This window comes from Flavobacterium chuncheonense, assembly GCF_042686145.1.
Taxonomy (GTDB): domain Bacteria; phylum Bacteroidota; class Bacteroidia; order Flavobacteriales; family Flavobacteriaceae; genus Flavobacterium; species Flavobacterium chuncheonense.
Map to the genome: position 1 here is coordinate 71701 of NZ_JBHUPC010000013.1, position 11545 is coordinate 83245.

An 11545-nucleotide genomic window follows, 5' to 3' on the forward strand; every position below is an offset into this window, starting at 1 on the left:
TTTTTAAATTATTAATTTTGTCGAATTAAACAAAATAAACAACTATGAGCCACAACATAAAACCAGGAGTTGCGACAGGCGATCAGGTACAAGAAATTTTTAATTACGCAAAAGAGAAAGGCTTTGCATTACCTGCTGTAAATGTAGTAGGATCAAGCACTATTAATGGTGTTATGGAAACTGCAGCAAAATTAAACGCTCCTGTAATTATACAGTTCTCAAATGGAGGAGCATCATATAATGCTGGAAAAGGATTATCAAACGAAAACCAACAATCTGCTATATTAGGAGCTGTAGCTGGTGCAAAACATATACACACTTTAGCAGAGGCTTACGGAGCAACTGTAATTTTACATACAGACCACTGTGCTAAAAACTTATTACCTTGGATTGATGGTCTTTTAGACGCTTCTGAAAAACATTTTGCAGAAACTGGAAAACCGCTTTTCAGCTCACACATGATTGACTTATCAGAAGAACCAATCGAAGAGAACATTGAAATTTCTAAAAAATATTTAGAAAGAATGAGCAAAATGGACATGACTCTTGAAATTGAATTAGGAATTACAGGAGGTGAAGAAGATGGTGTCGACAACACAGACGTTGACAGTTCTAAACTTTACACGCAACCAGAAGAAGTAGCTTATGCATATGAAGAATTAATGAAAGTAAGCCCTCGTTTTACAGTTGCAGCAGCATTCGGAAATGTTCACGGTGTATACAAACCCGGAAATGTAAAATTAACACCTAAAATCTTGAAAAATTCTCAAGAATTCGTTCAAGAAAAATTTAGCACTAAAGCAAATCCAGTTGATTTTGTATTCCACGGTGGATCAGGATCTACTTTGGAAGAAATTCGTGAAGCAATTTCTTACGGAGTAATCAAAATGAATATTGACACAGATTTACAATTTGCTTTTACAGAAGGCACAAGAGACTATATTGTAAACAATATTGATTACTTGAAAACTCAAATTGGAAACCCAACTGGAGAAGATAGTCCAAATAAAAAATATTACGATCCAAGAAAATGGGTTCGTGAAGGCGAATTAACATTCAACAAACGTTTAGAACAAGCTTTCGCTGATTTAAATAACGTTAACACACTATAATTTGATAGGGTACAGATTTAGCAATTCGTATCCTAATAATTTTAACTCATAATAACAAGAATTATGGCTTGGTTTAAAAGAAAAGAAAAAGGTATCCAAACGGCTACAGAAGATAAAAAAGATGTCCCTAAAGGTTTATGGTACAAATCTCCAACAGGAAAAATTGTTGATACAGAAGAGTTAGCTAAAAATCTTTGGGTAAGTCCAGAAGACGATTTTCACGTTAGAATTGGAAGTAACGAGTATTTTGAAATTTTATTCGACAATAACGAATACGAAGAATTAAATGCAAACATAACTTCTAAAGACCCTTTAAAGTTTGAAGACACTAAAAAATACAAAGACCGTCTTAAAGAAGTAACTGAAAAAACAAAACTTAAAGACGCTGTAAGAACTGCTGTTGGAAAGTCAAAAGGTAACGACTTAGTTGTTGCTTGTATGGACTTTGCCTTTATTGGTGGCTCTATGGGAGCGGTAGTGGGTGAAAAAATTGCACGTGCAATTGACTATTCTATCCAAAATAAGATTCCATTTGTGATGATTTCAAAATCTGGTGGTGCGCGTATGATGGAAGCTGCTTATTCTTTAATGCAGTTAGCAAAAACTTCTGTAAAACTTGCACAATTAGCAGATGCTAAAATCCCATACATTTCGCTTTGTACAGACCCTACAACAGGTGGCACAACTGCTTCTTATGCAATGCTAGGAGACATCAATATCGGAGAACCAGGAGCTTTAATTGGTTTTGCTGGTCCTCGAATTGTAAAAGACACTACAGGTAAAGATTTACCAGAAGGTTTCCAATCATCTGAATTCTTACTAGAGCATGGATTCTTAGACTTCATTGCACACCGTAAAGAATTAAAAAACAAAATCAACTTATACATTGATTTAATTTTAAATCAAGATTTACGATAATAAAAATCCCATTCAAATGAATGGGATTTTTTTATACTTTGATTGCGCCTCTACATACCTGTTCGAATTGCTTCTACCGGATCTAATTTAGAAGCAGTGATTGCTGGTATTAACCCAGAAAGCAAGCCGATAAAAGCAGCCAAACCAGCTCCTAATATCATATTCTGCAAACTTAATACAAATTCAAAATCCAACACATTGGTTAGAACCAAACCAATAACCCAAACCAAAAACATTCCCACTACTCCACCAATCACCGAAAGAATAATTGCTTCAAAAAGAAACTGAAATAATATAAACTTGTTTTTAGCTCCAAGTGCCTTTTGTATTCCAATTAAATTAGTACGTTCTTTAACCGAAACAAACATAATATTAGCAATTCCAAAACCACCTACCAAAAGTGAAAAACCACTTATCACCCATCCTATCATATTCATCTGACCAACAATATTATCTATAAAGTCAGTAAACCCAGATAAAACGTTTATAAAAAAGTTATTAATTTCCCCAGGTTTCACACTTCGGAAAGTTCGAAGTTTATGCGTCAACTCCGCTTTAAAAGCATCAATATCTACACCCTTTACAGGCTTAATTACAACAACTGGAGTTAAAGCTTTATTGTTATCACCATAGAGTCTTCTTAAGAAATTCACTGGTATAAAAACTGAAACATCAGCGCTAGGTCCAAATGTAGACTCGCCTTGTTTCTTTAGAACACCAATAACAGTAAACTTCTGCCCATACAAACGTATTTTCTTCCCTAAAGGCTCTGAAGACGCACCAAATAGCCCATTAGCCACTTCACTACCTATTATAATAACTCCGCTTCCAGAATTCGATTCTGACTCGTTAAAATATCTACCCCTCTCAATTTTCATTGGATTAATATCTACAAATTCGTGAGTTGTAGGATTGATGCGTATTGAACTTACAGTTTTATCTAAGTATTTGATATTCTCACTTCTGGTAAAAATATTAAACGACATTTTATCCACATTGTTTACAGAACGTTTTAAAAACTCATATTCTTCGTACGTTACATTAGGAAACTGCTCTCTTTTCCATCGAGGCACATCAGATGGACCGAAGGTACCTTTCATCAAGTAGATAGTATTTACATCCATATCACTTAAGTCACTTTTAATTTTCCTATCCATTGAATCTACCGCAGCAAGTACAGCAATAATTGAAAAAATACCGATAGTGACACCTAATAAAGAAAGCAAAGTTCGAAGCTTATTATTCCGAAGAGCATTCAAAGCAAACGCAAGACTTTCCCTAAGTAAACGAAAATATAAAAGCATAGCAATATTAATATTCTAATAAGTAGACAAAAGAAGCTATTTGTTACAAGAAATTTACGGATAGATAAAGTTGACAAAAAGCCTATCAGTATGAAATTCATTATTTTGAGATGAGAATACAAATGGATCACTTTCGAAATAGCAAATAAAAAACAAGAAAACAACTACATTTTTATTCCATTTGAAAATCATATTTTTCTAGTAATGAATTTTCTTAAAATCCATACAAATTAGTTTGAATCTTTTGAGAAGTATAACTACTTTTGCACATTAAAACAACACGACAAATGAATACAACTAAAAACATTCAATCTGCTTTAATTTCTGTGTTTGATAAAACAGGTTTAGAACCAATTGTTAAAGCACTACACCAAAACAATGTAACAATTTACTCAACTGGTGGAACTGAAACATTTATTAAAGACTTAGGAATTCCAGTTGTTGCTGTTGAAGACGTAACTTCTTACCCATCTATTTTAGGAGGTCGAGTAAAAACTTTACACCCAAAAGTTTTTGGAGGAATTTTAAACCGTCAAGACAATCCAAGTGATGTACAACAAATGGAAGAATTTAACATTCCGCAAATTGATTTAGTTATTGTTGACTTATACCCATTTGAAAAGACTGTAGCTTCTGGCGCTAGTGAAGCCGATATTATTGAAAAAATTGATATTGGTGGTATTTCATTAATTAGAGCTGCTGCTAAAAACTTTAAAGATACGGTTATCGTTGCATCTGTTGACGAATACACTACTTTTTTAAACTATTATACAGAAGGAAACGGGGCTACTACAATAGAACAAAGAAAACTTTTAGCTACTAAAGCCTTCCATGTTTCCTCTAATTACGATACTGCAATCTTCAACTACTTCAACACTGAAGACACATATTACAAAGAAAGCATTGCTGATGGTCAAGTTTTACGCTATGGAGAAAACCCACATCAAAAAGGATTTTTCTTTGGTGAGTTTGACAAAATGTTTACCAAATTAAACGGTAAAGAATTATCATACAATAATTTATTAGACGTAGATGCTGCTGTAAATTTAATGAGTGAATTTAAGAATGACGCTCCTACATTTGCTATTTTAAAACACAACAACGCATGTGGTTTAGCAACTAGAAACACTATGAAAGAAGCATATGTTGATGCTTTAGCCGGAGACCCTACTTCTGCTTTTGGTGGTGTTTTAATTGCAAACGGAAATATTGATTTAGCAACTGCTCAAGAAATTCACAGTTTATTCTGCGAAGTTATAATTGCATCTTCGTTTGACGCAGATGCGGAAGCTTTATTAGTTGAAAAGAAAAACAGAATACTTTTAGTACAAAATGAAGTAGAATTACCTACAAAACAAGTACGTACTTGCCTAAACGGAATTTTAGTTCAAGATAAAGACAACATTACAGACAATAAATCGCATTTAAAAACCGTTACCAATACAGCTCCAACAGAAGCTGAGATTGAAGATTTATTATTTGCTTCAAAAATTTGCAAACACACAAAGTCAAACACTATTGTCTTTGCAAAAAACAAACAGCTTTGTGCTTCTGGAACAGGTCAAACTTCAAGAGTAGACGCTTTACGCCAAGCAATTGAAAAAGCAAACTCATTCAATTTTGACTTAAAAGGTGCAGTGATGGCAAGTGATGCATTTTTTCCTTTCCCTGATTGTGTTGAAATTGCAGACAATGCTGGAATTACTGCCGTTATTCAACCTGGAGGTTCAATTAAAGATGAGCTAAGTATAAATTATTGCAACGAACACAATATGGCTATGGTATTTACAGGTACTCGTCATTTCAAGCATTAATTTCATTACATTTGTATAAAGAGATAGAATATTAATACAATAACCCCACAAAAAGAATATGGGATTTTTTGATTTCATGACTGAGGACATCGCAATTGACCTTGGTACCGCTAATACCTTAATCATTCACAACGATAAAGTTGTAATTGATAGTCCATCAATTGTAGCCCGTGATAGGATTTCTGGAAAAATTATCGCTGTTGGTAAAGAAGCCAACATGATGCAAGGTAAGACACATGAAAATATTAAAACAATACGTCCTTTAAAAGACGGGGTTATTGCTGATTTCGATGCATCGGAGAAAATGATAAGTATGTTTATCAAAAGTATTCCTGCATTAAAGAAAAAATTATTCACCCCTGCTCTTCGTATGGTAATCTGTATCCCTTCGGGTATTACAGAGGTAGAAATGCGAGCTGTAAAAGAATCTGCTGAACGTGTAAACGGTAAAGAAGTTTATCTTATACATGAACCTATGGCAGCTGCAATCGGTATCGGTGTAGACATTATGCAACCAAAAGGAAACATGATTGTAGACATCGGTGGTGGTACTACTGAAATTGCTGTAATTGCATTGGGTGGTATTGTGTGTGACAAATCGGTAAAAATTGCCGGTGATGTCTTTACAAATGATATCATTTATTATATGCGAACTCAACACAATTTATTCGTTGGTGAAACTACTGCTGAAAAAATAAAAATTCAAATAGGAGCTGCAACAGAAGACTTAGAAAGTCCACCAGAAGATATGTCAGTACAAGGACGTGACTTATTAACTGGTAAACCAAAACAAGTAGACGTATCTTATAGAGAAATTGCTAAAGCTTTAGACAAGTCAATTCAACGTATTGAGGATGCGGTTATGGAAACGTTATCACAAACACCTCCAGAGTTAGCAGCGGACATCTATAATACAGGAATCTACCTTGCTGGTGGAGGGTCGATGTTAAGAGGTTTAGATAAACGAATTTCGTTAAAAACTGATTTACCCGTTTACATTGCTGAAGATCCATTACGTGCAGTTGTAAGAGGGACAGGTATTGCACTAAAGAACATCAATAGATTTAAAAGTATTCTTATCAAATAAAAAATAGTACATGCAGCAAATACTCAATTTTTTTGTAAAAAACAGCTATAGATTGCTGTTTTTGCTGCTTTTGGGCATTAGTCTTGTGCTCACAATAAAAACACATTCCTATCATAGGAGTGAGTATATTAATTCTGCCAATGCCATTTCGGGTGGTGTTTACCAAAACATTAACAACTTAAATGAATATCTTCATTTAAGAGAAATGAACAATCACTTGGCAGAAGAAAATGCACGCCTAAAACAAATACTTTACAATAAAAAAGATACTTTACTTGATATTAAAAAAATAAATTTTGACAATCAGGAAAACTTTATAGTTCATAAATCTAAGATTATCAAAAACACTTTTAATACAAGAGAAAATTATTTAACGGTTAATAGTGGCAAAAAAGACAGTATCGCAACCGATATGGGGGTTATTAACGACAAAGGTATTGTTGGAATTATAGAAAAAACTTCAAACAATTACGCTACTGTACTTAGTGTTTTAAATACAAAATCTAGGATAAATGCCAAAATCAAAAACTCAAATCATTTTGGTTCTTTGGTTTGGGATGGGAAAAATGTAGGTTATGTTCAACTAATTGATGTACCTAGGCTAGCTGCTTTACGAAAAGGAGATTCAATTGTCACCGGTTCTGAATCTGAAATTTTCCCAGAAAACATACCCATCGGAAAAATTGAAAGCGTATTTATTGATACTAAAACTAATTATTACACAATCAACATACGCTTATTTAACGACATGACAGCGCTTGGTTATGTCTATATAATAGAAAATAAAAAGAGAACTGAAAAAGAGGAATTAGAAACCGAAACAACAAAAAAATAGCATGAGCACAGTACTGCTAAACACTTTACGCTTTGTTATACTTTTATTCTTACAAATCATAATTTTCAATAATATTGATTTGTTTGGATATGTAAACCCTTATCCGTATGTGCTATTTATTCTTTTGTTTCCTGTGAATGGCAATAAATATACGTTACTAGTAACAAGTTTCTTATTAGGCCTACTACTAGATGTTTTTTGTAACTCAGGTGGAATACACACTGCTTCATCAATAATACTAGCAACTTTAAGACCCAATTTCTTCAAATTTTCTTTTGGTCTAAGTTATGAATATCAAACGGTAAAAATTGCCGATAGAATTTCAACAGAGAGAATATCCTTTTTACTATTATCTATTTTCACTCACCATCTGGTTTTATTTTCATTAGAATATTTTAGAATAAATTTATTCTTCACAATAATTTCAAGAGTATTAATTACTACCGTTTTCACATTTGCTATTAGCGTGCTTATTATTTACCTAATAAAACCTAGTAAGCGATGAGAAAAGCTTTATTACCTGCCTTAATTATTATAGCAGCTATTATATTAATTAGCAAGATTTTTTATTTACAAATAGTAGATGAAAGCTTAAAACTTAAAGCAGAAAACAATGCCATAAAAAAGGTTTTTGACTTTCCTGAAAGAGGGTATATCTACGACAGAAATGGCAAATTATTGGTTGCTAATCAACCATCGTACGATATCATGGTCGTGCCTCGTGAAATAAAAAACATTGACACGCTGAGTTTTTGCAATTTATTAGGTATTACCAAAGAAGAATTTATCAAAAAAATAGAAAAGGCTAAAGTATATAGCCCAAGACTTCCTTCTGTATTTTTACCACAATTAAATAAAAAAGAATACGCAGCTTTTCAAGAAAAAGAACGGAAATTTGAAGGTTTCTATACACAAAAACGTGCATTAAGAGACTATCAAGTAGATTATGGCGCCAATATCTTTGGTTTTATCACACAAGTGAATGAGGCTATTATTAATCAAAACCCATACTACAACAGTGGTGATTTAATAGGTCGTCAAGGAGTTGAACAACAATATGAAGAAATTTTACGCGGAGTAAAAGGTGTAAAATACTTACTCCGTGATAAACACAATAAGGTAATAGGCCCGTATAAAGAAGGCAAATTTGATACTATTTCACAACAAGGAAAAGACCTAACTCTAACCATAGATGCTGAGCTTCAAAAATATGGCACAGAGTTGATGATAAATAAGCGAGGAGGTATTGTAGCCATTGAACCAAATAGTGGAGAAATATTAGCATTGGTATCTGCTCCTACCTATGACCCAGCTTTATTAGTTGGTCGTAAAAGATCAAAAAACTATACAGAACTTTATTACGACTCAATTGCTAAACCATTATACGACAGAGGATTACTAGCTCAATATCCACCTGGATCACCTTTCAAAATTATAACAGGTCTAATCGGCTTACAAGAAGAAGTCATTGACGAAAACACCGGTTTTGTTTGCCACCATGGTTTCTATTACGGAAGAGGCGCTTTTATGAAATGTCATGATGCTGGAGTTTCCAGATTAAACAATGGTATTTATCAATCATGTAACACCTACTTTGCCAATGTTTTCAAAAAAACCATAGACAAATATCAAAAACCTAGTGAAAGTGTAGATATTTGGGCCAATCATGTAGAGAGTTTTGGCTTAGGCCAATTCTTAGGAACCGATATGCCAATCGGTAGAAAAGGTTCTATTCCAAATTCAAAAACTTATAAAAGAGCCTATCCAAACGGAGGATGGAGAAGTACGACAATTATCTCTAATGCTATTGGGCAGGGAGAAATCACCACTACTCCAATTCAGTTAGCCAATATGATGGCAGCTGTAGCAAATAGAGGCTATTATTATACACCGCACATTGTCAAAACAATTAAAGGTCAAAAAATAGACTCTAATTACACCACTAAACACAAGACAACCATTGATCCAAAATATTTTGAACCAGTGATTAAAGGTTTAGCAGATGTTTATAATATAGGTACTGCTAGCAGCTTGAAAGTTGACAGTTTACAAATTTGTGGCAAAACGGGAACAGCAGAAAATTTTATTAGAGTTGCAGGTGTAAAGCATCAATTAAAAGACCACTCCATATTTGTGGCTTTTGCACCAGCGGATAATCCAAAAATAGCCATAGCAGTTTTTATTGAAAATGGTTATTGGGGTAGTCGTTGGGCTGGTCCAATAGCAACACTTATGATAGAAAAATATGTAAAAGGCAAGATTACACGCCATGATTTGGAAAATAGGATGTTGAATGGTAGCCTACAAGATGAATACAGAAAGATAGAAGATTTAATCTATCAACGACAACCGCAAAGCGCAGTTCAGAAATCAATAGAAACGTTAAACGCCAAAAAAGAAGAGGTAGAAAATTAATTACGATGAGAAACCAAAGTGTAGGAAGTGGAATCGACTGGATAACACTTTTACTTTATATAACTTTAGTAATCTTAGGCTGGATGACAATCTATTCTGCCTCATTACCTCTTGAAGAAACTTCCGTATTTGACACTTCTCAAATTTATGGAAGACAAATGATTTTTATCTTTTTGAGCATTCCGTTGATACTAATCCTTTTATTCGTAGATGCAAAGGTATTTGAACGACTCTCCTTTGTGTTTTATGGTATTGGTATCCTACTACTCTTAGGCTTATTTGTCTTTGGCAAAACCATCAAAGGACAAACCAATTGGTATCAATTCGGAGGATTAAGTTTTCAACCTTCTGAATTTGTAAAAACAGGTGTAGCACTTCTACTTGCTAAATACCTCAGTTATTCTCAAATAAATCTAAAATTATTCAGACATCAGCTATTGGCTTTTGCAATTATTGGTCTCCCAATATTATTGATTTTAATGCAACCCGATGCTGGTAGTGCAATGATCTTTATCTCATTAATATTTGTATTATACCGTGAAGGATTACCATCTTGGTACATATTATCTGGTGTTCTAGCCATACTTTTGTTCTTTTTGGCCCTATTAATAAATCCTATTTACATTATAATAACAGTTTTTATTATAATGTTAATTCATTATTTTAAAAATAAAAAAATATCCCGTAACCCATTTGTTTACATAGTAATTTTTGCTCTAATATGCGGCTTTTCCTATTCTATAAACTATGTTTACAATAGTGTATTAGAACCACACCAAAAAGACCGTATAGATGTATTGATTGGAGACAACGTCGATCTAAAAAATGAAGGCTACAACTTAAACCAATCTATGATTGCTATTGGTTCTGGTGGGTGGACAGGAAAAGGTTATCTTGAGGGAACACAAACAAAAGGAGGATTCGTGCCAGAACAGCATACCGATTATATCTTTACAACAGTAGGTGAAGAATGGGGCTTTGCGGGCAGTGTATTGGTAATCTTTTTATTTGTTACTTTATTCTTAAGAATTCTATACTTAGCAGAAAACCAAAAAACTAAATTCAGTAGAATTTACGGTTATTGTGTAGCAACCTATATGTTTACTCATTTCTTTGTAAATATAGCCATGCTGATTAAGCTATTCCCTACAATTGGAGTTCCTTTACCTTTCTTCTCCTATGGTGGATCAAGTTTATGGGCATTCACTATTATGCTATTTATTTTTATTAAGCTAGACGCTAATAAAGTAAACGAGTGGTAAGAAATTGGTTTTTAAAATTTCACATTTGAAACAGATTCGAGTTTAGTTTCTAATGCATCTTCTAAATTTGGAAAGAAGTCAATCCCTGTCATCTGTTCGATTGTATCAACAGATACAACAAATTCATAAATTGCTTTACTTGTCTTTTGATGTGGTACCAAAAAGCCAATCATCTTACTTCTATCTTTGGTTAACACTATCTTATAGAAATAATTTGGTACCGCAACTTTCTCTTTACCTATAGTTTTCAAATTATCGCTTAAAACACCTCCAGTTAGAACATAAACACCATCATAACGTTTGGCCCAATACCGCACTTTTTGCTCCATTCGGTTCCAAATACCCGCATTAAAATCATATAACTGTGGCGAAACATTAGAAGTAAAAAAAGTCTGTTCATATAGCTCATAACTGCTTTTACGATCAGCCGCAGGACACAAATGACCTTTATTGTAACCCGATTTTTTAAAGTTCCTCCAATCTGCAGATTTTGTAATTACAATAGGATCCTGATTAAAATAGGGACGCTCAAAATCAACACTCGACATATCATTTGAGTCCAAATAATAAGCTACCCATTCTGATTGTTCATATTCTTCTGCATAAGAAAAAGCAAAAGCATCATGATGATAAACATTATTAGTTGTTGATGTTGGTAAAAAATTAAAATCTGTATCACCTTGAAAAATTTCAATAACTTCATTTGATTCAGCATTTAAAACTACCTCTTTACATGATATAAAAAATAAAGGTGCTACTAAGCACCCTATTATTCGAGTAAAACTCATAACCTATTAT

10 protein-coding genes are annotated in these 11545 nt (G+C 33.3%); 8 read left to right on the forward strand and 2 right to left on the reverse strand.

Annotated features, from left to right (window positions below):
- Positions 1 to 44 precede the first annotated feature (44 nt).
- Positions 45 to 1112: a class II fructose-bisphosphate aldolase gene (gene fbaA / locus ACFS5J_RS07885; protein ID WP_379811545.1), complete on the forward strand. Its 1068-nt coding sequence runs from the start codon at positions 45 to 47 to the stop codon at positions 1110 to 1112.
- 63 nt (positions 1113 to 1175) lie between these two features.
- Positions 1176 to 2030, forward strand: coding sequence for an acetyl-CoA carboxylase, carboxyltransferase subunit beta (gene accD, locus ACFS5J_RS07890; RefSeq protein WP_379811546.1), 855 nt, complete (start codon positions 1176 to 1178; stop codon positions 2028 to 2030).
- A 50-nt stretch (positions 2031 to 2080) separates the two neighbouring features.
- Here accD and ACFS5J_RS07895 read toward each other — a convergent pair whose 3' ends face one another.
- Positions 2081 to 3334 carry an ABC transporter permease gene (locus ACFS5J_RS07895; RefSeq protein WP_379811547.1) on the reverse strand — a complete coding sequence of 418 codons (1254 nt, stop codon included), beginning with the start codon at positions 3332 to 3334 and terminating at the stop codon, positions 2081 to 2083.
- Between the two features lie 287 nt (positions 3335 to 3621).
- Here ACFS5J_RS07895 and purH point away from each other — a divergent pair, with 287 nt between their 5' ends.
- Genes purH through rodA form a run of 6 tightly spaced genes read left to right on the forward strand, consistent with a single transcriptional unit; the run spans position 3622 to position 10747 of the window.
- Positions 3622 to 5148, forward strand: a complete 1527-nt coding sequence (purH, locus tag ACFS5J_RS07900; RefSeq protein WP_379811548.1) for a bifunctional phosphoribosylaminoimidazolecarboxamide formyltransferase/IMP cyclohydrolase — start codon at positions 3622 to 3624, stop codon at positions 5146 to 5148.
- 58 nt (positions 5149 to 5206) lie between these two features.
- Positions 5207 to 6235, forward strand: coding sequence for a rod shape-determining protein (locus ACFS5J_RS07905; protein ID WP_379811549.1), 1029 nt, complete (start codon positions 5207 to 5209; stop codon positions 6233 to 6235).
- Positions 6236 to 6245: 10 nt separating this feature from the next.
- Complete coding sequence (gene mreC, locus ACFS5J_RS07910; RefSeq protein ID WP_379811550.1) at positions 6246 to 7070, forward strand: rod shape-determining protein MreC; 825 nt, start codon at positions 6246 to 6248, stop codon at positions 7068 to 7070.
- A gap of 1 nt (position 7071) precedes the next feature.
- Entirely contained in the window at positions 7072 to 7575 is a 504-nt protein-coding gene (locus ACFS5J_RS07915) for a rod shape-determining protein MreD (RefSeq protein ID WP_379811551.1), read from the forward strand.
- On the forward strand, positions 7572 to 9485 hold the full coding sequence (gene mrdA, locus ACFS5J_RS07920; protein WP_379811552.1) for a penicillin-binding protein 2: 1914 nt from the start codon (positions 7572 to 7574) through the stop codon (positions 9483 to 9485). The genes ACFS5J_RS07915 and mrdA overlap by 4 nt, the downstream gene beginning before the upstream one ends.
- A gap of 5 nt (positions 9486 to 9490) precedes the next feature.
- A complete protein-coding gene (gene rodA / locus ACFS5J_RS07925; protein ID WP_379811553.1) occupies positions 9491 to 10747 on the forward strand; it encodes a rod shape-determining protein RodA in 1257 nt (418 codons plus the stop codon).
- An 11-nt stretch (positions 10748 to 10758) separates the two neighbouring features.
- Here rodA and ACFS5J_RS07930 read toward each other — a convergent pair whose 3' ends face one another.
- Positions 10759 to 11535, reverse strand: coding sequence for a DNA/RNA non-specific endonuclease (locus tag ACFS5J_RS07930; RefSeq protein WP_379811554.1), 777 nt, complete (start codon positions 11533 to 11535; stop codon positions 10759 to 10761).
- Positions 11536 to 11545 lie beyond the last annotated feature (10 nt).

What these genes read in the sequence shown, in the direction of transcription:
- mrdA (WP_379811552.1), top strand. Translation starts at nt 7,572, where the DNA reads ATGAGAAAAGCTTTATTACCTGCCTTAATTATTATAGCAGCTATTATA.
- rodA (WP_379811553.1), top strand. Translation starts at nt 9,491, where the DNA reads ATGAGAAACCAAAGTGTAGGAAGTGGAATCGACTGGATAACACTTTTA.
- fbaA (WP_379811545.1), top strand. Translation starts at nt 45, where the DNA reads ATGAGCCACAACATAAAACCAGGAGTTGCGACAGGCGATCAGGTACAA.
- ACFS5J_RS07930 (WP_379811554.1), bottom strand. Translation starts at nt 11,535, where the DNA reads ATGAGTTTTACTCGAATAATAGGGTGCTTAGTAGCACCTTTATTTTTT.
- ACFS5J_RS07915 (WP_379811551.1), top strand. Translation starts at nt 7,072, where the DNA reads ATGAGCACAGTACTGCTAAACACTTTACGCTTTGTTATACTTTTATTC.
- mreC (WP_379811550.1), top strand. Translation starts at nt 6,246, where the DNA reads ATGCAGCAAATACTCAATTTTTTTGTAAAAAACAGCTATAGATTGCTG.
- accD (WP_379811546.1), top strand. Translation starts at nt 1,176, where the DNA reads ATGGCTTGGTTTAAAAGAAAAGAAAAAGGTATCCAAACGGCTACAGAA.
- ACFS5J_RS07905 (WP_379811549.1), top strand. Translation starts at nt 5,207, where the DNA reads ATGGGATTTTTTGATTTCATGACTGAGGACATCGCAATTGACCTTGGT.
- purH (WP_379811548.1), top strand. Translation starts at nt 3,622, where the DNA reads ATGAATACAACTAAAAACATTCAATCTGCTTTAATTTCTGTGTTTGAT.
- ACFS5J_RS07895 (WP_379811547.1), bottom strand. Translation starts at nt 3,334, where the DNA reads ATGCTTTTATATTTTCGTTTACTTAGGGAAAGTCTTGCGTTTGCTTTG.